The sequence below is a fragment of the Porphyrobacter sp. HT-58-2 genome, from assembly GCF_002952215.1.
GTDB lineage: Bacteria > Pseudomonadota > Alphaproteobacteria > Sphingomonadales > Sphingomonadaceae > Erythrobacter.
Genome location: NZ_CP022600.1, coordinates 947,033 through 971,485, shown reverse-complemented (window position 1 = coordinate 971,485; position 24,453 = coordinate 947,033). Strand labels below are relative to the sequence as shown.

The window sequence follows — 24,453 nt, the reverse complement described above, 5'->3', positions numbered from 1 at the left end:
GCTCAGCCCCGCCCCCCGGCAAAGGCCCGCACGGCTGCGCCCGCAGAGCCATCGGCGATGCTGATGTAAGCGCGGGTCAAAGCGGCAACGAAGTCGGCATCGGCGGGCAGTTCGCTCCCGAAGATTGCCCCGATCGCGAGCAATGCGCGCACTTCCTCGGCCCGGTCGCCCTCAGCAGCGGCGAGCGCGGCGGCAGTCTCGGCGGCGAGCGGATCGTCGACCACGAAGGGCACACCTGCATCGCTCACCCCCGCCTGCCAGCGCATCCACCCGGCCAGCGCCAAAGTCAGCGCGCGCGGCACCGGGCGACCGGCGGCGCGGGTGGCAAGGATCGTCTGGAGCCAGCGCTGCGGCAGCTTCTGGCTCCCGTCCATCGCGATCTGGTGCGTGCGGTGCATCAGCGCGCCATTGGCAAAGCGCGCCCGCAATTGCGCCCGATAGGCGGCGGGGTCAAAGCCATCGACCGGATCGAGCGTCGCCTCCGCCTCGTCCCACAGCGCCTCGATCAGCGCGGCAAAACCGGGGGCAACCATCGCCTGATGCACGTAAGCATGGCCCGCCAGCCCGCCGAGGTAAGCGATGGCGGAATGCGCGCCGTTCAGGAGCCGCAGCTTGGCCTTCTCCCACCCGGCGACATCGCGGGTGAACTGCACGCCGACTGTGTCGAGCGGCGGACGGCGATTGCAGAACCAGTCCTCCACCACCCACTGCGTGAACGGCTCGGTCTTGACCAGCGCCTCGTCGCGCCAGCCGGTCGCGCTTTCGAAATTGTCGAGGTCGTCGGGTGTGGTCGCAGGCACGATGCGGTCGACCATCGAGGAGGGGAAGGCGACTTCGGCGGCGATCCACGCCGCCAGCGCCGGATCGACCGCCTCGGCCAGCGCGATCACGGCGGCGCGGGTCCGCTGGCCATTTTCGGGCAGGTTGTCGCAGCTGAGCACGGTGAAGGGCGCCGCCCCTGCCGCCCGCCGCGCAGCAAGGCCTGCGACAAGAAAACCCGGCGCGGACTGCGGCGCGGCGAGATTGGCGATATCGGCGGCGACCGCCGGATCATCCACCCGCAGCGCGCCCGTGGCGGGATCGAGGCAATAGCCTTTCTCGGTCACGGTCAGCGTCACCAGCGCTGTCGCCGGATCGGCCAGCGCGCGCACCAGCGCCGCCGGATCATCGGGGGCAACCAGCACATCGGCGACCGATCCCACGACCTGCGCGCGCTCATCCCCGCCCTCGCGCACCAGCACGGTGAACAGGCCATCCTGCGGGTTCATCGCCTGCGCCACGGCAGGCGAACGCAGGCTTGCCCCCCGGATCATCCACCCGGGATGCCCAGCCGCCAGCAGCGCATCGAAGAAGCAGGCCTGATGCGCGCGGTGGAAGGCTCCGGTGCCGAGGTGCACCACGCCGCAGGGCTGGCTGCGGTCATAGGCCGGGCGCGCCCAATCGGCGGGCAATTCGCCCAGTGCGGCGGCAGAGAGGCGCGTGGTCTGGTTCATGCCTCGATCCTCGCCGGATCAAGCCGGGGCACCAGCACATGGATCACCGCCAGCGCGATCAGATACATCGATCCGATGAGAAGGAAGATCGGCGTGTAGCTCCCGACATTCTCCAGCACGTATCCCGCATATTTCGCCATCAGCATGCCGCCGACCGCGCCCGCCATCCCGCCCAGCCCCACCACCGAGGCCACCGCGCGGCGCGGCATGAGGTCAGACGCGAGGGTGAACAGGTTCGCCGACCACCCCTGATGCGCCGCCGCCGCCAGCCCGATGATCCCGACCGCGATCACGAGGTTTTCGGCATAGATCGCAAGGCTCACCGGCAAGACGCAGACCGCGCAGACCAGCATCGCGCTCTTGCGGCCCGCATTGACGCTCCACCCGCGCTTGATGAGGAAGCTTGAGAACCAGCCCCCCGCGATGCTCCCCACGTCCGCCAGCAGGTAAATCGCGATCAGCGCAGGGCCGAAGGACTTGAGATCAAGCCCGTAATTCTTGCCGAAGAAATCGGGCAGCCAGAACAGAAAGAACCACCAGATCGGATCGGTCAGGAACTTGCCGGTGGCGAAGGCCCAGGTCTGGCGGTGTTTGAGCAAGGCGCTCCAGGCAATCGGCGTCGTCGCCTCCACCGGATCGCTGCGGATATGTGCGAGCTCAGCGGCGTTAACCCGCGCGTTGCCTTCCGGCTCGCGGTAGATCAGCCACCATGCGACCAGCCACACAAATCCGAGCGCTCCGGTGATGATGAAGGCCCCCTGCCAACCCAGCGCCAGATCGATCACGATGATCGGCACCAGCAAGGGCGTCAGGATCGCGCCGACATTCGATCCCGAATTGAAGATGCCGGTCGCAAAGGCGCGTTCCTTCTTGGGGAACCAGTCGGCCGTGGCGCGCACGGCGGCGGGGAAGTTCCCCGCCTCGCCCAGCCCAAGGCCAAATCGCGCCATGGCGAAAGTGGCGATGCTGAAAGCGGCGGCGTGGGCCATGCCGAACAGGCTCCACACGGCAACCGCGAGGGCATAGCCCCACTTGACCCCCACCCGGTCGATCAGCCGCCCGACCAGCAGCAGGCCCAGCGCATAGGCCGCCTGAAACCAGAACACGATGTCGGCATAATCGGTCTCGGACCAGCCAAACTCGGCGCTCAGCGTCGGCTTCAGAATGCCAATCACCTGCCGGTCGACGTAGTTGATGGTCGTGGCGAAGAACAGCAGCGCGCAGATCACCCAGCGGTGGCAGGTCATGGGCTGAGAGGCAGCAGCAGTGCTCATGCGCCGAGCCGGTAAGCCGCCTTGGCGAGGTTGTAGGCGAGGTCTTGCGCCACTTGATGCGCATCATCCTCCAGCATCCGGTGTTCCGCCACCAGCCGGGCAAGGAACGCGCAGTCCATCCGCCGGGCGACATCGTGGCGCGCCGGGATCGACAGGAACGCGCGCGTATCGTCGTTGAAGCCGACCGTGTTGTAGAACCCCGCCGTCTCGGTGGTGTTCTCGCGGAAGCGGCGCATGCCTTCCGGGCTGTCATGGAACCACCACGCCGGGCCGAGCTTCAGCGCAGGGTAATGCCCGGCCAGCGGGGCGAGTTCGCGGGCATAGGTGCTCTCGTCCAGGGTGAACACGATCACGCTGAGGCGCGGATCGTTGCCGTGGCGCGACAGCAGCGGGCGCAGCGCGGCGACGTAATCGGTCCGCATCGGAATATCCGCGCCCTTGTCCCGCCCGAAGCGCGCGAACACCTCCCCGTTGTGATTGCGTGATGAGCCGGGGTGGATCTGCATCACCAGCCCGTCCTCAAGGCTCATCCGCGCCATTTCGGTGAGCATGTGGCCCCGGAAGGTCTCGGCGTCCTGCGGCGCGCACTGCCCCGCCAGTGCGCGGGCGAACAGCGCCTCGGCCTCGGTGCGGGGCAGGTCGGCGGTGGTGGCGGTGGGGTGGCCGTGATCGGTCGAGGTCGCGCCGTGCGCCTTGAAGAAGGCGCGGCGGTCTTTCAGCGCATCGAGATAGCCTTGGAAGGTGCCGGTGTCGCAGCCCGTAATCGCGCCGAGCCTTGCGACATTATCGGCAAAGCCCTCGTAATCGGGATCAAGCACATTGTCGGGGCGGAAGGCGGTGATGACCTTGCGGCCCCAGCCATCGACCTGCAATCTGGCATGATGCACCAGCGGGTCGAGCGGGTCTTCGGTGGTGCAGATCACTTCGATGTTGAAGCGTTCGAACAGCGCGCGAGGGCGGAAATCGTCCTGCGCGAGCTTGGCGTCGATCACGTCGTAATAGTGGTCGGCGGTTTCCGGCGAGAGCACCTCGGTGAGGCCGAACACTTGCGAATAGACCCAGTCATGCCACATCCGCGACGGCGTGCCGTGGAACAGGTGGTAATTGGCCGCGAACAGCCGCCACACCTTGCGCGGGTCGGTTTCGACCGGCGGGCCGTCGGCACCGGGCAGCTTGGGGACGCCCAGCGCCTCCAGCGGAATGCCTTGCGAATAGAGCATCCGGAAGACGTAATGATCGGGCGTGATCAGCAGTGCCGCCGGGTTGGGGAAAGGCGCATTGTCCGCGAACCACGCAGGATCGGTGTGGCCGTGCGGGCTGATGATCGGCAGGGCCTTCACGCTGGCATAGAGCCTGCGGGCAATCTCGCGGGTGGCGGGATCGGCCGGGAACAGCCGGTCCGGGTGCAAATGCAGGCGGGTCACGTCACTCAATCTCCCAGCTGGAACCGGCGGCGTTCCCCGGCGATTTCGGCGCGGATGCGCTCCATCGCCTCGGCCTCGGTGGCAGCGAATACCATGTCGGCGACCCCGCGTAGATGGGTGCGCATCGCATGACGCGCCGCGCGCGGATCGCGGCTGCGCAGCGCGGCGACGATGGCCGAATGCTCCTCGATCCGCGGCTTCACCCCCTCGGCGCGCGCCTTTTCGAGAAAGCGCAGGTTCTGGAGCGACTGGTTGCGCGCCTCCCACAGCCCCTCGATTACCTGCGCCATCGCCGAATTGCGGGTGGCCGCAGCAATCGCCATGTGAAAGCGCCGGTCGGCATCTTCCGACATGACGACATCGCGTGCGTTCTCAGCCTCCATCTCCGCTACCAGCGCTTCAAGCGCGGCGAGCTCCTCATCGGTGATGTGCGAGGCGGCGAGCGCAGCGGATTCGCCCTCGATCCGGGCGCGCGCTTCGAGCAACTCGAACGGGCCGACATCGGCGGGGGCGGGCTTGCCATGCTTGCGCCGCAGCGCGCGAACATAGACGCCCGATCCGGTCACGACTTCGACCAGCCCGTCAACCTCCAGCGCGATCATCGCTTCGCGGATGGTCGGGCGGCTGACATCGTGGAGCGCGGCCAGATCACGTTCGGACGGCAGGCGGTCACCCAGCTTGTAACGGCCTGCGACAATATCGCCAGCCACCGCCTGCGCCACGCGTTCGTAGAGCCGCTTGCCTTGCATCACACACCCCACTTGGCCCGCTCAAACTGGCCTGACCTCTGGGATCGAATTGGCAGACCACTCGGCTGCCGTCAAGCCGTCAATAACCGCCGGGCAGCGAATCCGGCACCGGTAGTGCCGCGCCCAGCGTCACCATGCGCCCGGCGGCGGCGACCTTGTCGAGCACGACCCTCTCGACATGGCTAAGCAGCAGCGGTTGGGCAGCTTCGCCCATGCGCACCCCCCGGATCACCACATCGCTCACCGGCGCGCGCGGGTGGCCGCCGATGGCGATCCCGGTTCCGGTGCGGGTGACCGTCACATTTTCGATCAGCACCCGCTCGAACACGGTCAGAAAATTGCCGCCACGATACGAGTGGTAATCATTGGTGAAGACCAGCAGCGAGGCTGTCTCGCCGGCGGTGATGTTGCGGATAAAGACATCGCTGATCCGCCCACCGCGGTCGAGATTTGCTTTGAAATACAAGGTGTGGCGCGCCTTGGGGATGCGGAAGCCCTCCACGAAGACGTTGCGCACCCCGCCCGACATTTCCGACCCGATCGCCATGCCCCCGCCTGCGTGGCCGCTATAGGTGCAGTTTCGGATCACCACATCCTCGGTCGGGATGCCAACCCGCCAGCCATCCTGATCGCGCCCCGATTTGAGCGAGACACCGTCATCGCCCACGTCGAAATCGCAGTTCTCGATCAGCACCCGGCGCGAGGAATCCGGATCCACCCCGTCGCTGTTCACATGATCGGATTTGCAGCGGATATTGCGGATGATCACGTCCTCGCACAGCAATGGGTGAACCATCCAGAAGGGGGAATCGATCAGGCGCGGCCCGTCGACCAGCACGCGCTTGCAGCGGTTGAACTGGACGAAATGGGGGCGCAACCGGCGCTCTCCGGTGAAGATACGCTGCTCTACCGGCACCCCGTCGCGGCCCATGTCGCGAAGCAGGGTTTGCGCCGGTTTCTGGGTCTCGCGCCACGGGAGCCAGTGGGCCGCGCCCTGCCCGTCTATGGTGCCGGGGCCGGTGAGCGCGATGTTTTCGCAGTCCTCGGCATAGAGCAGGGGGGAGAGGGTGTAGCACTCCGTTCCCTCCCAGCGGGTGCGCACCGGGGGCAAGTAGAGTTCCTCGCCCGGCAGGAAACGCAGCGTGGCACCCGCTGCAAGGTGCAGCTCGACATGGGAGCGCAGGTGGATAGGCCCGGCACTGAGGTGCAGGCCCGCCGGAATCACGACGCGCCCACCGCCTGCCTCATGCGCAGCGCGGATCGCGGCGAGGATCGCGGGGCGGGCGTCCTCCGCAGCCGGGGCGAAGTCGGCGAGCGGGAAGGTGCGCGGCGGGATCGCCACGCGGCGGATCGCAGCAACAATGCGCTCGGCTCGGCCCCAGGGATCGACCAACCAGTCGGCTTCTGCACGCATGGAGGTGCGGCAACCCGACACCGACAACGCCGTGGTCGCCAAAAGGGAGGCAAGCGCCGTGCGTCGATCCAGCATTGTCGTTCGCTCCCTGAAGACTATCTGACCAGTCTATAATTTGGTCAGGACAATTTGCAAGGCAGCCGACTTGGCCGACTTAAGGGTCGATCAGGATAATCCTCAGGTCGTTGACATTGGTGAGTGTCGGCCCGGTCATCACCAGGTCGCCCAGCGCGGCGAAACTGTCATAGGAACGGTTGGCGTCCAGCGCCGCACGCCAGTCGATCCCGGCGGCAGCAGCACGGGTGAGCGTTGTCGGATCGATCACCGCCCCGGCGTTGTCGCCGCTTCCGTCAATCCCGTCGGTATCGACCGCCAGCGCGCTGATTCCCGCCGCGCCATCCACGCCGAGCGCCAGCGCCATCAGATATTCGGCATTGGGCCCGCCGCGCCCTGCATCGGGGTTCAGCCGGACCGTACATTCCCCGCCCGATATCAGCGCGACCTTATTCCTGCGCGCGTGATGTTCCAGCGCCAAGGCTGCATGCTGTGCGCCGACCCTGCGCGCTTCGCCCTCGATCGCATCGCCGAGGATCACGGGATCATACCCCGCCGCGGCCAGCACCCCAGCCGCCGCCTCAAGCGCAGCCAGCGGCCGGGCAACAACTCTCACCTTTGCTCCAGCAAAGGCGGGATGGCCGGGGTCTGGAAGAGCGTTGACGGGATCGGCCAGCGCGGCTGCCACCCCCGGCGAAGGCACAATCCCGTAGCGTGAGAGCACCGCGCATGCATCGGCCTGTGTGGTGGTGTCAGGCACGGTCGGTCCGGATGCGATCAGCGCCGGATCGTCGCCTGCCACATCGGAAATGCAGTAGGTTTCCACCCGCGCCGGATATGCCGCCAGCGCCAATCGTCCGCCCTTGATTGCCGAGATGTGTTTGCGCACGCAGTTGATCTCCGCAATCGAAGCCCCGCTCGCCAGCAACGTTCGATTGAGCGCCTGCTTTTCGGCCAGCGTGACCCCAGCGGCGGGCAAGGTCAGCAGCGCCGAGGCCCCACCCGAAATCAGCGCAATCAGCCGGTCGCTGGCGGTCAAGCCTGCCGCAAGCGCCAGAATCCGGCGTGCAGCCGCCTCGCCATTCGCGTCGGGAACCGGGTGGGCCGCCTCGATGAGCTCTACGCCAGCCGGCAACTGGATGGCGCCGCAATGTCCATACCGGGTCAGCACGATCCCCTCGGCGACTTCGGGTCCGAGAATGTCGCACGCCCCGGCCATCATCGACACTGCGGCCTTCCCCGCAGCGACAAGCACTGTCCGTCCCCGCACGAGACGTGGAATCAGGAGCCCTTGCAGACAGGATTCGCCGCGCACAGCAGCAAGCCCCGCGTGCATCGCCTTCAGCAAAAGGGGCGCATTGTGCCGGTGGCTATCGGCCGATCGATTGACGCGAGGCATACGCAATTGAACCTTTTCTGATGCCGAGCAAGATCGAGCGCGCGCCCAGACGGGCGATGCATCACTTAAGGCAGAGCGGCTGTCAATTGGCCTGACCAACCATTTTCTTTTGCTGTCCAATTCTCGACGATCGAACGCGCGTTTTCAATGACGTGAACCAGGTCGTTTGCCGAATGGCAGAAATTCGGAGGCGCTCCCGCGTGAGCGGTCATTTGTGCTCCGATCATCGCAGTGGCGGCTTCTGGGACCTTGCTGCCAATCGGCACCAGCTACCGGAACGTCCGATTTCGCCAAAACCGGCGGTTCGTGGAGCGGCGATGACGGCGTTGGCAGGGCATATAGCTGATCGTGAGCGGCACCGCGTTTTCAATCTTCAGGCCAGCAGACATCTTCCAGTGGCCATTTTGGTCACAGGAGAACGATCATGGAGACGTCTGAAAATGTAACGACCGCCACCCAGCGGCCCGCCTGGAATGCGGGGAGGAGTGTTGGAGCGAAGCGCGCACTAAAGCCGAAGCAGATTTGGCAGATCCGATTTTATCTCAACGAACGCCGCCGCTTGCGTGATCGAGCACTGTTTGACCTTGCCATCGACAGCAAACTGCGCGGCTGCGACCTGGTTCGAATGAAGATCGGCGATATCGTGAGTGGCGGGCAAATCCGAACGCGCGCGATTGTCATGCAACAGAAGACAAGCCGTCCTGTTCAGGTTGAGTTGCTGCCAGATGCCCGGACCAGTCTTTTGGCGTGGCTTGAGCGCCGAGGTGGGACAGTGGACGATTATGTCTTTCCAAGCCGTGTTGATCGCAACGGGCACCTCAGCACCCGGCAATATGCCCGGCTTGTCGATGAATGGGTGACCGGGATCGGCTTGATGCGAAGCGAATATGGCACCCACTCCCTTCGGCGAACCAAGGCTTCAATCATCTACAGGGCGACCGGCAATCTACGTGCTGTTCAGATCCTTCTCGGCCACAGCAAGATCGAGAATACGGTGCGTTATCTCGGGATCGACATCGAAGACGCGCTCGCACTCGCTGAAAACACCGAGATATGATCAGTCTGCTCCTCGCTGACGACGAGGAGCAGACAACACCATGATCAGAATGGTCGGAGACCGCTCTGTTGACTTACATTGCGCTGACGCCTTCGTCCCGCCTCTGGCTGTGACGCCGTGACCGGAGGCGACGGATCAGGTCCATCCTGAGCCCCAACACCGCCATGAACCCGATGAGGGCAATGGCGAACACGCCCACGATCACGTTCTGCGCGAGGCGTCCGACCGGGAACAGGAAGTTCCACTTGTGGATGAAGCTGAATACGAGGCGTTCGGGCTTCTCCCCGTCCGCCACCCGGTCGACCAGCACGCCCGCGCCAGTGTCGACGAACAAGCTGGCATTGACTGGCGCACCGTAATCGACCCGCCACACCGGAAGGCGCTTGTTCCTGAAGTCGTATTCGTGGCTGAAGCGGGTCACCAGCTCCACCCCTGTCACCGCGCTGTCGGGCGCGCCGGTAAAGCGGCGGGCGATGGCAAGGGCGAGATCCGTATCGCCTGATGCCTCCACCGCACCGGTTGCGGCATTGAGATAGATCGCCGGACCATCGGGCTTGATACCGGCGAAGCGCGCCTCGCGGATTTCGGCATCGGTGGTGGGCGTCTTTGCCTGCGCCGCCATCATCGCCGCGTGATCGTGGCCGGCCATGCCGTGCGCGGGGGAAGGCTTGCCAGCGCCGTGATCATGTTCGCCGCCGCCCATGGCATCTTTCGGGGGAGCCAGACCGATGCGGTAGAGCGGTTGGCGCTCAGCCCCTTCGACCAGCGCGACCGAGGCGATATCGCGCCCCTTGGCGATCAGCGCCCAGTCGGTCTCGACCGGCCACTTGCCGCTCGCGACATTGACCGGCTGGCCCATCTTGAGCTGGCTCCCCGGTGGCACCAGTGCCGACTGGATCAGATGGTAGATCCCCGAGGCCGAGAACATGATCAGCGGCAGCGCCAGCACATAGCCCGCGATCCGGTGCCACCCGCGCGCGCCCGGCAAGCGCTTTTTGCGCCGCACGGTCACCAGCATGGCAACGCCGGTCAGGCCGAGGGCCAGCAAGCTCCCGACCATCAGGGCAATCACCACCACCCTCAGCCAGTCCATCCCCGGCGGCACCCATTCCCAGGTGTGGAGCGCCCGGAACACCGATTGCAGGCGGGTCTTGGTGGTGTTGTTCACCGCCGCGAGGCTCGAGGTTTCGGTGTGGACATAGGCGGTAAGGCCGTCGTCGCCTGCGAATTCCAGCTTCCAGACCGGCAGCAGGCGGTTGACCCACGGGTAGTCGGCGTCGAATTCGGTCTGGAGCCGCGCCGATCTTATCCCCCGATCAGTCGCGAGGTAGTGGCGGGCGAGGAATTCGGCCTGCGCCCGGTCACCGTCTGTGACTTCGCCACCATCGGCGGGACGGAAATAGCGCCGCGCGCCATCCGCAGCCGGAGTGACCTGCCACAGCACCCCGCCGCCCGGAGCGGGGACGGTTTTCACCGCCACCGCTTCGGCAATCCCTTCTTTCGCGAGAGTTTCGGCAATCGGCCGCGCCCCTTCGAGCGCCACGCTTGAAGTAGGCGGCATGAACGTCGCCTGCTGCGGGCCGAACAGCACCATCGCGATATGGGTGAGGCCGGAGAGGCCCCACACCAACAGACTGATTCCGCCGATCAACCCCAACCACTGGTGCTTGGAGTATGACCAGCGTGCCGTCTTCGTCTTGACGCTCATTGCAGCCTCCTCAGAACCGCGCACGCAGGCCGCCGAAGACGGCGCGCCCTTGCCCGGGGGTGTAGATCGCCTCGTTGGTGAGGCGCTGGTTGGCGTTGGTGGTGACGTTGGAGATGAACACCGTATCGAACAGGTTCTCGACCGACCCGAACAGCTCGATGCCATCGGTCAGCGTCACCCCGGCGGTGATCTGGACAGTCTCATAACCCGGTGCGCGCTCGGTGTTGGAATAGTCCGCCCACGGGCCATCGGGGATCCAACGCATGGTGGTTGAGAGATAAAACTTGTCCACCTGGTCGAACCGCGCTTCGGCGATCAGCACATGGCGCGGCACCCCGGCAAGCTGGTTGTCGCCATAGACCACGTCGTCATCGAAGGTGAAGTCGTTGAAGGTGTAGGCCGCGCTCAGCCGCAGGGCCTGACCGTTCTTCTCCAGCGCCGCCTTGAAGGGCCGCACATCGAGTCCGAACTCGAGGCCCTGATGGATCGTGCGGTCGCCATTGGTGGTAACGGTAATCAGCCCACGCGCGCCCGGCACGGCAAGGTCGAGGAACTCGTTCTCCAGCTCCGCCCGGTAAAGCGCGATGTCCCACGAGACGATCCCCGCCTGCCCGCGCGTGCCCACTTCGAACACGGTGGCGCGCTGGGGATCGAGCGGAGCGAAAGGGAAGGCCCCGCCGCTGGTGAGGTCGGCAAGGCTAGGCGCTTCGAAGCTGCGGCTGACGTTGCCGAAGAACTGGATGTCCTCGGCGGCATCCACCAGCAGGCCGACGCGTGGGTTGAACTGGTCATACTCGCCCCGGCCCGTCACCGCATTGAGGATCGCGGTCACGTCGCGGGTGGCGCGGGCATATTGCCCGCCGGCAATCAGCGTGACGGCATCGGTCAGGCCGAGATCGGCCTGTCCGAAGATCGTCAGCGTGTCCGAATCCTGATCGGACCGCGTCCGCAATGCCCCCCGCGCGCCCGATTCATTGGCGAAGGTCTTCGCGTCATTGCTCGAAAAGGCGTAGATCGCCCCCACCTGCCAGCGGCTCTGATCGGCGAGGAACGGGAGGCTGCCTGAGAGGCGGGTGGAGACGCCGACCTCGTCCTCGCCCTGCACGATGATCCCGGCAAAGCGGGTGATCGCGTGGTCGAGATTGCGGCGGGCATACCATGCGCCGAACTCGAGATCGGCCGAGCCGAGTTCGATCACGGTGAGGTTCGACACGCGGTAAACATCGAGATTGCGGTCCCAATCGTCCGCCACCGGGCCGGGATCGAGCACGGTCACCGGCCCGCCGGGGAAGAACGGCCCCGCCGTCACCGGCCGGCCCGCCGCGCGCGGATTGGCGAGCGCGTCGGCAAGGCGAAGCGAACCCGCCAACTCGAAATTGTCTGATAGCGCGGTAACGTAGAAGCGCGTCTCTATGTTGTCGGACACCCGCCAACCGAGGTTGCCGTGGCCATAGAGGCTGCGCACCTCGCTGTGCTCGCGATAGCCGTCGCTGGTGAGGCCGGTAATCCCGCCCCAATAGTCGACATCGCCGCTCTTGCCGGACAGCGAAGCATTGCCGCGGAAGGTGGAGAAGCTTCCACCCTCGGCGCGCAGGGCAATCGGCGCGCGGGCGGTGCGGCCCGTCGGGCTGACGATATTGACCGCCCCGCCCAGCGATGCCGCCCCATAGCGCAGGCCATTGGCACCCTTGAACACCTCCATGTAGCGAATGGTGAGCGGATCGACCTCCTGGAACTCGGTCGCGCCCGAAGCCCGGCTGATCGGCACCCCATCACGCAGGACGGTGAGGCCGCGGCGCTCGAAGCTCGAATTGAGGCCCGATCCGCGGATCGAGATGCGGCTCTCGCGCTGTGCGCTGGTATCGGCAAAGACGCCGGGGGTCAGCTCCAGCACATCACCGATTGATTGGGCAAAGATATCGGCAAAGCCTTCGTCCTCGACGAGGCCGGTTGCACCGGGGACGCGCTCGAGCTCCTTGCGGGCGGCGTCAGGGGTGGGCGCGGTCGGCGTGCCCTGAAGGCTGGCGGTGACGATGATCTCGTCCTGCCGCTGGCCGATACCCTGCGCCTGAAGCGGGGCGGTGAAAGCGCCAGTCGTTGCGGCAAGCATGGTCGCGCCCAACAAAGCGCGCTTAATAAGGTTGATTTGCATGATGTATCCCGATTTCCGTCGACGCGCGCCTGTGATGCGGCGGAGCGCCATCGACCTGCCTTGGCGGGTCAGTGAGCGAAGTGGCTTTACGCGCCGGGGTCAGACACCCGCGCGCAGAGCCTGACGATCAGACGGAAAGGGAAGGCGGCCCGCGCAGCGGCGGGCGCAGGAAAGGAATGTCGCGGGCAGGCGGCGCCCGGAGCGGCGCGAGCCCGACCAGCAGGACGAACGCCAGTGCAGCGGCCAGCAAAAGCGGATCAACCCCGCCGAGCGCGGCATGGCCAAGCCCCGAAAAGGCGCAAGGCTGAGACTTGTCTCCCGCCTCGGAATGGTCGCCGCCTTTTTCATTCTTGTCCGGAATGGCAATCCGCATCTGCTTCGGCGTGCCGCTGGCATCGGCGCAGATCGTCACCGTCAGAAATCGCTCGCCAGTGGACGAGATCATGTAGCCTGCTGGCACCAGCGCCTTTACCGCCAGGGCAAGCACCACGAGCACCAGCGAGAGCCGGGCATAACTGTGGGTCAAGGCGCGAAGGCTGGACATTGCGGGCGCGCCTCTAGCGCAGAGAAATCGCGATGTCACCGTGTAACATCGGAGAGACATTACCGAACAGGAAGGAGTCATTCGGCTTCGCCCCGCTTGCGGTCAACAGAACGTGCCCCGCCAACGCAGTGACGGCTTTTATCGGAACCAGACGCTCGATGGAATGGGCTCGAACGACCGCCTCTGGGTCGTGAGCCGTCACGGCTCAGCTCGGGCCGATAATGGCGGCTTTGCGCCTCTTCTGAAAAATTCCTGCCGTTCGGGAAGCGACCCCATAATGGACGCTCGGCGACTATTGCACCAGCTCGAGACTGGTCATTGGTGAGCGCCCATACGGTTGAAATCTAGAACCTCACCTTGGTTTCTAGGCCGATTACCCGCGGCGTGTCATATACCGAGTAGAAATTGCCATCGAAGCCGAACGCGAAGTTATCGAAGCCGGCCCCGCTTTGATATCGCTCGTCGGTCAGATTTTCAGCAAACGCACGGATTGACCATCCATCGGCTTCATAGCCAGCTTGGATTCCCAGTACTTGGACTGGATCGCGGGAGAAGCGGTTTCTTTCGTCGAGCGCTGTTCTACCCAGCGCACTGATCTCACTACGAATGAAAAAACCTGTTGAATGCGCGTATCGTAAAGCCAGATTTGCGTCATATTCCGGAACTAACTTGACCAAGTTTCCAGCGAGATTTGTTTGGGAATCAATGAACAATCGAGTGTAGTCAGCATCAGTGTAACCAATGCTCGCGTTCAAGGTCAGGTTCTCAAGAAGATTGTAAGCCAGTTCGACCTCGAACCCCTTGCTTTCAATCGCGGCGTCGGACGCGATAAAGGCGGATGATTGCACTTGCCCTTGCTCATTGGTGATAGTTCTGATTTCCTGCCAATTATCAGCTTCGATGAGGAAGGCCGCGCCGTTGATATAGCCACGCCCATCGGCAAAACTGTGCTTCACGCCGATCTCGTAGCTCCACACGCTCTCGCTGCCGTAGCGAACAACATCATCAGCCACGGCTTCCTGCGCGATAGTGAGGTTGAACCCTCCCAGGATATACCCGCGCGCGGCACCGGCAAAAACTGTCCACTGATCCGTCGGCCGGTAAGTCAAAGCAAATCGAGGGAGAAAAGCTTCGAAGGTGTCGTCGAACGAGAGTTCCTGAAAGACCGCGTCCCCAAGCGGACCAAAATTCAGGGTCCCAGCGACCTGATCCGTTTTCCGATAGGCATTATCGTAGCGCAGACCCGTCGTCAGGCTCAAACCTTCTATGCCAAGGCCAAATGTCGCCGAGCCGAAGATCGCAAAATCGCGCGAATTTCTGCTCTGAGGAGGTGCGTAGGCGTAATCCGCCAAGGTGCCGGACCCGACCAGAGTGCCGATCAGCAGTTCTTCCCGCTCGAAGTAAACCGATCCACCGAAAAGATACTCGAATCGTTCGCTGGCCGGCGACGTGTACCGGACCTCGGCGTTCCAGACATCCTGTTCGAAAATGCTCGCACCGGCTGCGGTCGGAAGGGCGGTGAAGTCCAGGTCGTTCCCACGCGAATCCTCTTCTTCACGAGCATACGAAACCGCCGCATCGATCCGCCCGCTTGCAAGCTCGTATGTGGCCGCCAATCCAAACACATAGTCGCGTTCATCAGTGCGCTTGGGAGATTCCTGCAACAGCTCGAACCTGCCGATTGTCCGACCGCCATTGAACGGACCATAGCTCGCGTCATAGAGGTCACGATCGTTGGGCAGATATTCTTCCTCGAAGATCCCGGGCGCATTGACATCAATGATGTAGCCTGTCGCGCGAAGGGTGAGCGCATCATTTGGCTGCCAGTTGAGCCGACCTTGCAGAAACAGTTCTCGAATATCGCCTGGTTCACCGATCGCGGACAAGGGATTCGGGAACTGGCTATCCTCCCGTGAAACCTTGAAGGCAACCGAACCTTCTAATGTATCGCCCGAAAGCGGCCCGCCAACAAAGCCATCGAGCGTATAATCGACCTTCAAAGTAGCAATTCAATCCTCATCCAAGAGGACATCTCGGCAAAGTTTCCGGTCCCGATCCTCGAGCAGCATCAGTCCGTCGATGTCCTTGCGGCGCTCGACCTTAGCAGTCCCCGGCGCGCACATATCAAGCTGATTTGGGACGACGAGACTGGCACCGATCACGAGAAAGAGCTCACCCCCTCTTTCTAATGCTCGCCAGCCCTCTCACTCAGCATAGGGGCTTGCAGACGGTATTGGCGAAGAACCTGCCGCTGAAGACATCGCGAGGGAATGACCGCAAAGTCCCAAAATGCGACCATCGAAGCCCATGGCCCGGCAACCAAGCGCGCAGCAAAGCGGCATTTTTTTCCGTCTCGAATCCCTCCGCTTAATGCCCGGAGGTCGGACTTCGACAGCGCGCTGATGGCCGTCAATCGCTGCCTTCAGCAGGCGCTACTTCAACTTCGGCAAGATCCAGCTGGCTTCGGATCCAGAAATCGCGGGCCTTAACGATTGAGGCATATTCCGATCGGGAAAGCAGGATGTGGCTAGCTCGACCAGATTCGTCGCGTGCCAGGCCAACGGGGCGCATGTCGGCGTCCACCAGCGCAGCATAGGGATCGCGGCGAAACTCGTCGAGATCTACCGTTTCGTAGACCAACCGCCGGTCATCTTCGTGAGCTCTTTTCATGGGCACCGCCTCGCGTCGCGAACGTGATGTGCGATCCTACTGCAAGGCGCCCAGTTTCCCAACAGGCGCTACGCCCACTGCACTCGCAGGAAATTTCTCGACAATTCAGACGTTAATCCGCGAACTGGCAGCATCAGGATTGCCAGTCGGCGCGGCCCTCACCGCCGCCCGCATCCACATGAGGGCAGGAATTTTGTCAAAGCGGGCAGGCTTTGTTGTCAAAGGATAATCAGGCTGGATGCCCCGCAAGGATTCGAACCTTGATTGACGGAGTCAGAGTCCGCTCTCTTACCATTAGAGGACGGGGCATCGACCATCCGCCAGACAAGTACTGGCGGAAACAACGAGGGCGCCTCCTAGTTTCGTGCAAGGCCAAGGTCAAGCGCGCGTTGCACCCGGCCAGCTTGCTCTTGCCGCATCCTTGGGTTACCGTGAATGCAAGTGCCATGCGTCCGGAAAAAGACGCCTGGTGATATGGAAGCATTGCGAACATGGCGGAAACACTCCCGCCGGACAAGAACAGAACTGCTGGGAACAACCGGGGCGGCAAGTCCGGCAAGATAGCCGATTTTCGCTATCAACGCCCCCCTCAGCCCGATATCAGACCCGGCAACGGCCGGAGCAAGGCCGCAGGCGGCGAAGCGCGTCGCCATCTTCGTGGTACTGATCCGCATGGTGGTCGGACGGAACCCGACCTCGCCGACATCGGGACTTTCAAGCCAACCAGCCACGGTGAAGCCTATGCTGCGCTCGATCTCGGCACGAATAATTGCCGCCTGCTGATCGCCCGGCCATCCGGACGGGATTTCACCGTGATTGATGCCTTCAGCCGGGTGGTCAAACTGGGCGAGGGGCTGGCGACAAGCGGCCGTTTATCCGATGCCGCGATGAACCGGACACTTGGCGCATTGATGATCTGCGCCGACAAGCTCCAGCGGCGCAATGTCCGGCTCGCCCGCTCGGTCGCGACCGAAGCCTGCCGCCGCGCCGAGAACGGCCCGGAGTTCATCGAGCGCGTGCGCCGCGAAACCGGCATCGCGCTCGACATCATCAGCGCCGAGGAAGAAGCCCGCCTTGCCGTGCTGGGGTGCCACATCCTGCTCGAATCCGGCGAAGGCCCGGCGGTCATCTTCGACATCGGCGGCGGGTCGACCGAACTGGTGCTTGTCGAAGCGGACGAAACCAATCGTGTGCCGCGCATCCTCGACTGGCAGAGCGTGCCTTGGGGTGTGGTCTCTCTGACCGACACGGTTGGCCGCGGCGAAGACAGCGAGGCAGCGCGCATCAGCCGATTCGCGCGCATGCGCGAGATGGTGGCGGAAAGCTTTGCCCCCTTCGCCTCCCGCGTGGCCCAGGCAGCGCGGCACCCCGACATCCGACTGCTTGGCACGAGCGGCACGGTAACGACCCTCGCCAGCCTCTATCTCGAACTGCCGAGCTATGACCGCAAGGCCGTCGACGGACTGATCGTCCCGGCGGCGGAGATGCGCGACATCAGCGCGCGGCTGTCGGTGATGACGCCCTACGAGCGCGCGACCTTGCCCTGTATCGGGCAGGACCGCGCCGATCTGGTGGTGGCCGGTTGCGCTATTCTCGAAGCGATCCTCGACCTGTGGCCCGCCCGGCGTCTGGGCGTGGCGGATCGCGGTATCCGCGAAGGCATCCTCAGGAGCATCATGGCCGCAGAACGTCAGTCGGAACGCTCGCTCAAGGCGCTCAACCGCCAGCGCGGTCGGCGATGACCCGCGGCGTCAAGGCACCGGGCAAGCGGGTCAAGACCGCACGTGGGCGTACGGCTTCGCAGGTGCGCTGGCTCGAACGTCAGCTCAACGATCCCTACGTCCGTCAGGCCAAGGCCGACGGCTATCGCAGCCGCGCGGCTTACAAGCTGATCGAACTCGACGAGAAATTCGCGCTCCTCAAGGGTGCGACCCGCGTGGTCGATCTCGGGATCGCGCCGGGCGGCTGGACACAGGTGGTGCGCGCCAAGAAGCCCAAGGCAGAGGTGGTGGGGATTGATCTGCTTCCGGTTGAGCCGATCGAAGGCGTGACGATATTCCAGATGGATTTCATGGCGGACGAAGCGCCGGAAGCGCTGGCCGAGGCCCTCGGAGGGCCGCCTGATCTGGTGCTTTCGGACATGGCAGCCAACACGGTTGGCCACAAGCAGACCGATCACCTGCGCACCATGGGCCTGGTCGAGGCCGCGGCGTGGTTCGCGGTCGAAAACCTTGCGCCCGGCGGTGCCTTCGTGGCCAAGGTGCTGGCGGGCGGCACCGATGCCGATCTGCTCGCCCTGCTGAAAAAGCACTTTACGACCGTCAAGCACGCCAAACCTCCGGCAAGCCGCAAGGGCTCGTCGGAGTGGTATGTCATCGCGCAGGGTTTCAAAGGGGCGGCATAGGGCCGCCCTCTCGGAGTTTACTCGGTGGCAGCCGCCGGATCAGTGCCAGCTTCGGCAGCGGCAACACCTTCTGCCTCAGCCTCGGCAGCCTCGCCTTCGGCCGGAGCCGCAGCCGCGGTAAAGGCCGGGAGCGGCACGTTGCCGCCCTTGGAGTTGAGGTAAGCCGCCAGCGCCGCGCGCTCCTCGACCTTGGAGAGGCCGGCAAAGCTCATCTTGGTGCCGGCGACATAACCCTTGGGGTTCTTGAGCCAGGCGTCCATCCGATCCCAGTCCCAATTGCCGCCGAGCGCCTTGAGTTCGGCACTATAGGCAAAGCCGGCCTTGGCCGCGACCGGGCCGCCCATCACGCCAGCGAGATTGGGGCCAATGCCATTGGCACCGCCTGCGTCGATGGTGTGGCAGCTCTGGCACTTGGAATAGGCCTTTTCGCCTGCCGCGATCAGTTCTTCGACAGGAGTCGAGTTCAGCACCTCGGCAATCGACACCTCTGCCGGGCCGGCCGCATCCTCGGCAACGCCTTCGATCACGTAGCCCAGCTGTTCGGGACGCTGGGGATCATTGCCGTGGAAATACTTGCCCGAGAGGATCGACAGACCCAGCCCGAGGCCAGCCGCGAACAGCACCCAGCCGGCAGCGGTGTTGAACAAATCGCCACCACCGGTCTGGCCTGCGGCGTTATCCTGCGAAGAATTGTCCTGTGTCATCCCGGCGGCTCCATAGTGTCGGCCAGCGGCGCGCGCAAGACTGATCGTGGCACGAATTCTTGCACCTTTTGCAAGCAGGCTTGTGCCGTGCCTTCTGCGCCTCTAGGCGCTGTCGCATCATGCGATCCTTTCCCGGCCCCGCGCTTGAAATCGTCGACCGGATGCGTGCTGCTGCCGCTGCCGAACCGCTGCGCGCGATTGCCTTCCAAGGCTCGCCCGGCGCCAATTCGCACCGCGCGGCCACCGAAGCCCGCCCCGAGCTGCTGCCGCTGCCGTGCTTCAGCTTTGAAGATGCTCTCGACGCGGTGAAGGACGGGCGCGCGGCGCAGGCGATCATCCCGATCGAGAATTCGCAGCACGGCCGAGTCGCCGATATTCACTTCCTGCTGCCCGAAAGCGGCCTTTCGATCGTCGGCGAGTATTTCATGCCAATCCACCACGCGCTGATGGCGTTGGGGGAAAACGCCGAAGGGCGCCGGTTCGAAGCCGCCTATTCGCATCCGCAAGCGCTCGGCCAGTCACGGCGCTTTCTGAGAGAACGCGGCATCGTGCCGCTCAGCCATGCCGATACTGCGGGTGCAGCCGCCTATGTCGCAGAGCGCGGCGACCCTTCGGTTGCAGCGATCGCACCGGCCATCGCGGCCGAGCTCTACGGGCTGACCATCATCGCCCATAATGTCGAGGACAGCGCCGACAACATGACCCGCTTCGTCGTTCTGGCGCGCGAGCCGCTGGAGGTCGCGGCACTGGTTGGCGAGGCGGTCATGACGACCTTCATTTTCGAGGTGAAGAATATTCCGGCCGCGCTCTACAAGGCGCTGGGCGGATTTGCGACCAACGGTGTCAACATGACCAAGCTGGAGAGCTATCAGCAAGGCACCAGCTTCTCTGCAACGACCTTCTATGCCGACATCATCGGCGCGCCCGGCGATCCGGCAGTCGACCGCGCGCTGGAAGAATGCGCCTTCCATTCCAAGGAATTGCGCATTCTGGGCAGCTATCCGCAAGCCCGGGCGAGGGGCTAGGACGGAAAGGCGCGGTTTCGAGTTGCGCCCGCGCGCGGTGCGTGCCACCACCATGCCGGAATGACCGCAGCGGCCACTTCATCTCCCCTTGCCGAGCCTCCTGCCGCCGACACCGGCGCAGGCGCCTCGCCGCCCGATGGCTGGGACGCGCTCCGCGGTGATGGCAGTCTGCAATTCGAACCCGTGCCGCTTCCCGAAGTCCCTCCGCGCCAGCCCGGCTGGTTCGAAGAGGCCCTGATCGAGCTGTTCAAATTCTTCGCCCGGCTGTTCTCCCCGGTTGGCGAGGCGCTCGGGGCGTCATGGTGGTGGTTGCAATGGGCGCTGGTGGCGGCAGTCGCGGGCTTTGCTCTGGTGCTGCTGGTGCGTCTGATCGGCCCTGGCGCAGGCGCACGGCAGGGAGGGCGCAATGGGGGAGAAGAAGCCGCATGGCAGCCCGACCGGGCAGCAAGCATCGCGCTGCTTGAGGATGCAGACCGGCTTGCCGCCCAGGGGCGTTTCGATGCGGCCACCCACCTGCTGCTCCAGCGCAGCGTGAGCCAGATCGCCAATGTGCGTCCGGACTGGGTCGAGCCATCGAGCACCGCGCGCGAGCTGGCCGCTTTGCCCGCCTTGCCCGATGCCGCGCGCACGGCATTCAGGGTCATCGCCGAGCGAGTGGAGGCGAGCCTGTTTGCGCTCCGGACGCTCGAACGCGCCGACTGGGAAGCCGCCCGCGCAGCCTATGCCCAGTTCGCGCTCGCCCGGATCGATCCGCAAGGACGCGGCGCATGAACGCGGCCGCACCTACGCAAGGTGCGTTCTCGCGCGGAGGCGCGCTGGCGCTGGTCGCTGTCGGCGTGCTGTTGTTCACGGCGCTCGCTTTTCTGATCGGCGCGGGCGCGGACTTCGGCGGCGAAGGCGGCCAGGGCCAGGCCCACGCCGCCAGCAACGGGTTGAACGGCTATGCCGGGCTGGTGCGACTGACCGAGGCGCAGGGCTACACCGTCACCCGTTCGCGCAGCCCGGCCGAGCTTGAGACCGACGGCCTGCTCGTTCTCACCCCGCCGCCAGGTGCCGATGCCGAGGAGCTGGCGAAGGTGCTGAACGAACGCCGCTATAGTGGGCCGACTTTGGTGATCGTCCCCAAGTGGCGGGCGGGCAAGCCGTCCGATGACCTGCCGCTGCAAGTGCGCGCCAAGTTCAAGCGCGGCTGGGTGGTGCTGGACGGGGTGCAGGCAAGCCGCTGGCCGAGGGATCTGCCCGCGCCCTACACGTTTTCGCTGCTGGTCGATGGGACTCAGAAGGGTGCGCCCCCGGCAGGCTGGAGCGGACTTGGTCACACCGGCCAGTTGCCCGCTGCGCCGGTGCTCTACGCCAAGCCTGCGAAGGGCGATGGGCAGCGCCAGCTGATCGTTGATGCAAGCAACCGCAGGCTCGCCTTCGAGGTCAGTCTGGGCGCAGACGGCACGGCTGACGAGGATGCCTACCCGGTCACCTTTCTTGTCGATCCCGATCTTGCCAATAATTACGGCCTTGCTGACCCCGCCCGCGCATCAGCCGCCATCGCGCTGATCGACGAGCTGACCTATGGGGGCGACATCTACGAGGTGGTGTTCGACCTGACGCTGAATGGCTTTGGTGCGAGCGAGAACTTGCTGACGCTGGCTTTCCGCCCGCCGTTCCTGGCCGCGACACTGGCGCTGATGGTGGCATTGCTGATCATCGGCTGGCGGGCATTCCAGCGGTTCGGGCCGCCGGCTACTGCTACCGGCCCCGACATCGCCTTTGGCAAGCGCCAGCTGATCGCCAATGGTGCCGGCCTGATCCTGCGCGCGCGCCGCTATGCCCTGCTGGGCGCGCCCTATGCCGCACTTTCCGCCCGGCGACTGGCCGAACGGCTGGGCCTTGCGCGGCCCGACCCCGAAGCGATCGATGCCGCTTTGGCCCGCCGCCTTCCCGATGAGGAGCCTTTCTCCCGTCGCGCCGCCCGGCTCGAGGCAGCGACCAATCCCACCGACATCCTTGCCGCCGCCCGCGCGCTCGATGATCTGAACGCCAAGCTTTCCTGAGGACCAACAACCAATGACCACAAGCCTAGCCGATGTCCGCAGCCTTGCCGATGCAATCCGCGCCGAAGTCGCCAAGGCGATCGTCGGGCAGGAGCAGCTGGTCGATATGCTGCTGGTTGCGCTTTTGTCCGAGGGCCATGTGCTGATGGAAGGCCCGCCGGGAACTGCCAAGACCTTCCTCGCCAATGCCTTTGCGACCGCGCTGGGCCTCGATTTCGGGCGCATCCAGTTCACCCCTGACCTGCTGCCGGGCGACATTCTGGGTTCGAACCTGTTCAACTTCCAGACCAGCCAGTTCACTCTCACCCGTGGGCCGATCTTCTGCGATCTGCTGCTGGCAGACGAGATCAACCGCACTCCGCCCAAGACCCAGGCCGCCCTGCTTGAAGCGATGCAGGAGCGCCGGGTTACGCTGGACGGGGAAACACATCTTCTGCCCGAAAGCTTCATGGTCGTGGCGACCCAGAACCCGATCGAGAATCAGGGCGTGTATCCCCTGCCCGAAGCCCAGCTTGACCGCTTCCTGTTCAAGCTGCTGGTGCCCTACCCTGACGCGGCGGAGGAAGCGCGTATCGTTGCCCGCTTCGGCCAGCGTTCCGGCCCGCAGCGGCCCGCCGATCTGGGCGTGAGCGCCGTCACCAATGCCACAGGGATCGCAGCGGCCAGCGGAGCGCTGTCGCAAGTGACCGTGGCGGACGACATTACCGCCTATGTCGTCCGCCTGATCCGCGCCACCCGCGATCATGCCGAACTGACCGTTGGTGCATCACCCCGCGCCGCTGTGCTGCTGTCCGGCGCCGCCCGCGCCCGCGCGGCGCTGGAGGGGCGCGACTACGTGATCCCCGATGATGTCAAGGCGCTCGCTGTGCCGGTGCTGCGCCACCGCCTGACGCTGTCCCCCGCTGCCGAGATCGAGGGCCGCGACATGGAGGCGCTGGTCGCCGATCTGGTCGAAGTGACCGAAGCCCCCCGCTAAGGCATGGCGCGCTTCGCTCTCCCGCGCGTCAACGTGCCCTTTGTGCCGACCGAGCGAGCGGCTTGGTGTGCGGCAGGCCTCGCGCCGGTTGCGGTGGTGATCGCCGCGACCGCGCCGGGGGCGTGGGTGATCGCACCGCTCGCAGGGGCGGCGCTGGTGCTGCTGGTGCTGATCGACGCGCTGCTGGCAGGCGCCGTGACGCGCTGGGGGATCGAGACGCCCTCCGACACCGAAGTCGGCCAGCCTGCGCGCCTCACCGCACACGCGGTCTTTGCGAAGTACCACCGGGGCGATGTCCAAGCCGCGCTGGAGGGCGACCCGCGTTTGCTGGAACAGGGCCGGGCGGTGATCCCCGTCCCGCGTTCGCCCGAAGTCGGGCTGTGGGAGGGCTCGATCACAGTCACGCCCACCCGGCGCGGATCGGCGCAACTGGGCACGGCATGGCTCAGGTGGCACGGCCCCCTCGGCCTCGGCGCGCGGCAAGTGTCCCGGCCGCTTGAGCTTACTGTGCGGATCTGGCCTGATCTTTCGCCAGTGCGATCGCCCGACTTGCAGACCTTTCTGCGCAACGCCCAGCTTGGCCTCATCGCCCGGCGCATCCGGGGCGAGGGGACGCAGTTCGAGGCCTTGAGCGAATACGAGCCCGGCATGGACCGCCGCCGGATCGACTGGAAGGCGAGTGCGCGCCACACCCGTCTCTACGCCCGCGAGAACGAGAGCGAGCGCAACAACCAGATCGTGTTCGCCTTCGATTGCGGGCAGGCCATGTGCGAGCCGGTCGACGGCTTGCCGCGCATTGACCGCGCGGTTTCGGCGGCACTCACATGCGCCTATGTCGCACTGAAGGGCGGGGACAAGGTCGCACTGTTCGGCTTTGCCCGCAGGCCGCAGGTGATGACGCCCTTCATCGGCGATCCGCGCGCCTTCCACCGCCTGCAAAGCGCCGCCGCAGGCCTGGATTACGAAGCCGCCGAGCCCAATTTCACTCTTGCACTGGCGACCCTCACCGCACGCCTCAAACGCCGGTCGCTGGTGGTGGTGTTCTCCGATTTCACCGATCCCACCAGCGCCGAACTTATGGTCGAAAGCCTTGGGCGGCTGGTCGGCAAGCATCTGGTGTTGTTCGTCACGATGGCCGATGCCGAACTGGAGCGGATGACTCAGGCCCCGCCGGGCGATATCGCCACCCTCGCCCGCGCCGTCACAGCCGATACGCTGACCCAGCAACGCAAGTTGGTACTGGGCAGGCTGCGGCGCATGGGGATCGACGTGATTGAAGCCCCCTGGGACGCGATCGGCACGCGCCTGATTGACCGTTATCTGACGATTCGCGGCAACGAGGCAATCGGATAAGGCAC

Annotated in this window: 20 protein-coding genes and 1 tRNA gene; 8 read left to right on the top strand and 13 right to left on the bottom strand. The window is 64.9% G+C overall.

The annotated features are described in order from the left end of the window. Positions 1 to 2: 2 nt before the first annotated feature. From CHX26_RS04710 to CHX26_RS04685, 6 genes are all read right to left on the bottom strand, one after another. Positions 3 to 1,493, bottom strand: a complete 1,491-nt coding sequence (locus CHX26_RS04710) for a mannitol dehydrogenase family protein (RefSeq protein WP_104941383.1) — start codon at positions 1,491 to 1,493, stop codon at positions 3 to 5. Continuing rightward, positions 1,490 to 2,767 carry an MFS transporter gene (locus CHX26_RS04705; protein ID WP_104941382.1) on the bottom strand — a complete coding sequence of 426 codons (1,278 nt, stop codon included), beginning with the start codon at positions 2,765 to 2,767 and terminating at the stop codon, positions 1,490 to 1,492. The genes CHX26_RS04710 and CHX26_RS04705 overlap by 4 nt, the downstream gene beginning before the upstream one ends. Then, on the bottom strand, positions 2,764 to 4,191 hold the full coding sequence (gene uxaC, locus CHX26_RS04700; protein ID WP_104941381.1) for a glucuronate isomerase: 1,428 nt from the start codon (positions 4,189 to 4,191) through the stop codon (positions 2,764 to 2,766). Before uxaC ends, CHX26_RS04705 begins: the two co-directional genes overlap by 4 nt. Before the next feature lie 5 nt (positions 4,192 to 4,196). Next, the gene (locus CHX26_RS04695; RefSeq protein ID WP_104941380.1) at positions 4,197 to 4,940 is read right to left on the bottom strand and encodes a FadR/GntR family transcriptional regulator; all 744 of its coding nucleotides are present in this window, start codon (positions 4,938 to 4,940) and stop codon (positions 4,197 to 4,199) included. Between the two features lie 79 nt (positions 4,941 to 5,019). Beyond that, the gene (locus CHX26_RS04690) at positions 5,020 to 6,429 is read right to left on the bottom strand and encodes a glycoside hydrolase family 28 protein (RefSeq protein ID WP_104941379.1); all 1,410 of its coding nucleotides are present in this window, start codon (positions 6,427 to 6,429) and stop codon (positions 5,020 to 5,022) included. Between the two features lie 79 nt (positions 6,430 to 6,508). Continuing rightward, positions 6,509 to 7,744, bottom strand: coding sequence for a glycerate kinase type-2 family protein (locus CHX26_RS04685; protein ID WP_172449702.1), 1,236 nt, complete (start codon positions 7,742 to 7,744; stop codon positions 6,509 to 6,511). Between the two features lie 487 nt (positions 7,745 to 8,231). On the opposite strand from CHX26_RS04685, the gene CHX26_RS04680 reads away from it, so the two are divergent. Continuing rightward, the gene (locus CHX26_RS04680; protein ID WP_104941377.1) at positions 8,232 to 8,864 is read left to right on the top strand and encodes a tyrosine-type recombinase/integrase; all 633 of its coding nucleotides are present in this window, start codon (positions 8,232 to 8,234) and stop codon (positions 8,862 to 8,864) included. Between the two features lie 73 nt (positions 8,865 to 8,937). Here CHX26_RS04680 and CHX26_RS04675 read toward each other — a convergent pair whose 3' ends face one another. The 6 genes from CHX26_RS04675 to CHX26_RS04650 form a co-directional block, all read right to left on the bottom strand. After that, the gene (locus tag CHX26_RS04675; protein WP_104941376.1) at positions 8,938 to 10,572 is read right to left on the bottom strand and encodes a PepSY domain-containing protein; all 1,635 of its coding nucleotides are present in this window, start codon (positions 10,570 to 10,572) and stop codon (positions 8,938 to 8,940) included. Between the two features lie 10 nt (positions 10,573 to 10,582). Next, complete coding sequence (locus CHX26_RS04670) at positions 10,583 to 12,724, bottom strand: TonB-dependent receptor family protein (protein WP_233997274.1); 2,142 nt, start codon at positions 12,722 to 12,724, stop codon at positions 10,583 to 10,585. Positions 12,725 to 12,851: 127 nt separating this feature from the next. Beyond that, positions 12,852 to 13,268: a DUF2946 family protein gene (locus CHX26_RS04665; RefSeq protein ID WP_104941375.1), complete on the bottom strand. Its 417-nt coding sequence runs from the start codon at positions 13,266 to 13,268 to the stop codon at positions 12,852 to 12,854. Positions 13,269 to 13,612: 344 nt separating this feature from the next. Beyond that, positions 13,613 to 15,268, bottom strand: a complete 1,656-nt coding sequence (locus CHX26_RS04660; RefSeq protein WP_172449700.1) for a TonB-dependent receptor — start codon at positions 15,266 to 15,268, stop codon at positions 13,613 to 13,615. A gap of 409 nt (positions 15,269 to 15,677) precedes the next feature. Then, positions 15,678 to 15,938 carry a hypothetical protein gene (locus CHX26_RS04655; RefSeq protein ID WP_104941373.1) on the bottom strand — a complete coding sequence of 87 codons (261 nt, stop codon included), beginning with the start codon at positions 15,936 to 15,938 and terminating at the stop codon, positions 15,678 to 15,680. Positions 15,939 to 16,173: 235 nt separating this feature from the next. Next, a tRNA-Gln gene (locus CHX26_RS04650) sits at positions 16,174 to 16,247 on the bottom strand. A gap of 182 nt (positions 16,248 to 16,429) precedes the next feature. On the opposite strand from CHX26_RS04650, the gene CHX26_RS04645 reads away from it, so the two are divergent. Together CHX26_RS04645 and CHX26_RS04640 are read left to right on the top strand one after the other, a co-directional pair. Next, complete coding sequence (locus tag CHX26_RS04645; protein ID WP_104941372.1) at positions 16,430 to 17,680, top strand: Ppx/GppA phosphatase family protein; 1,251 nt, start codon at positions 16,430 to 16,432, stop codon at positions 17,678 to 17,680. Then, positions 17,677 to 18,342: an RlmE family RNA methyltransferase gene (locus CHX26_RS04640; RefSeq protein WP_104941371.1), complete on the top strand. Its 666-nt coding sequence runs from the start codon at positions 17,677 to 17,679 to the stop codon at positions 18,340 to 18,342. Before CHX26_RS04645 ends, CHX26_RS04640 begins: the two co-directional genes overlap by 4 nt. Positions 18,343 to 18,359: 17 nt before the next feature. Here the strand turns inward: CHX26_RS04640 and CHX26_RS04635 are convergent, their stop codons facing one another. Further along, entirely contained in the window at positions 18,360 to 19,046 is a 687-nt protein-coding gene (locus CHX26_RS04635; RefSeq protein ID WP_104941370.1) for a c-type cytochrome, read from the bottom strand. Between the two features lie 119 nt (positions 19,047 to 19,165). Here CHX26_RS04635 and CHX26_RS04630 point away from each other — a divergent pair, with 119 nt between their 5' ends. Genes CHX26_RS04630 through CHX26_RS04610 form a run of 5 tightly spaced genes read left to right on the top strand, consistent with a single transcriptional unit; the run spans position 19,166 to position 24,448 of the window. Next, positions 19,166 to 20,071, top strand: a complete 906-nt coding sequence (locus CHX26_RS04630) for a prephenate dehydratase (protein ID WP_104941369.1) — start codon at positions 19,166 to 19,168, stop codon at positions 20,069 to 20,071. Positions 20,072 to 20,131: 60 nt separating this feature from the next. Further along, entirely contained in the window at positions 20,132 to 20,842 is a 711-nt protein-coding gene (locus CHX26_RS04625; RefSeq protein ID WP_104941368.1) for a hypothetical protein, read from the top strand. Further along, positions 20,839 to 22,119 (top strand): DUF4350 domain-containing protein, encoded by a 1,281-nt coding sequence (locus CHX26_RS04620; RefSeq protein ID WP_104941367.1) that lies wholly within the window; start codon positions 20,839 to 20,841, stop codon positions 22,117 to 22,119. Before CHX26_RS04625 ends, CHX26_RS04620 begins: the two co-directional genes overlap by 4 nt. 13 nt (positions 22,120 to 22,132) lie before the next feature. Next, positions 22,133 to 23,095: an AAA family ATPase gene (locus CHX26_RS04615; protein ID WP_104941366.1), complete on the top strand. Its 963-nt coding sequence runs from the start codon at positions 22,133 to 22,135 to the stop codon at positions 23,093 to 23,095. A 3-nt stretch (positions 23,096 to 23,098) separates the two neighbouring features. Next, complete coding sequence (locus CHX26_RS04610) at positions 23,099 to 24,448, top strand: DUF58 domain-containing protein (protein ID WP_104941365.1); 1,350 nt, start codon at positions 23,099 to 23,101, stop codon at positions 24,446 to 24,448. Positions 24,449 to 24,453: the final 5 nt, after the last annotated feature.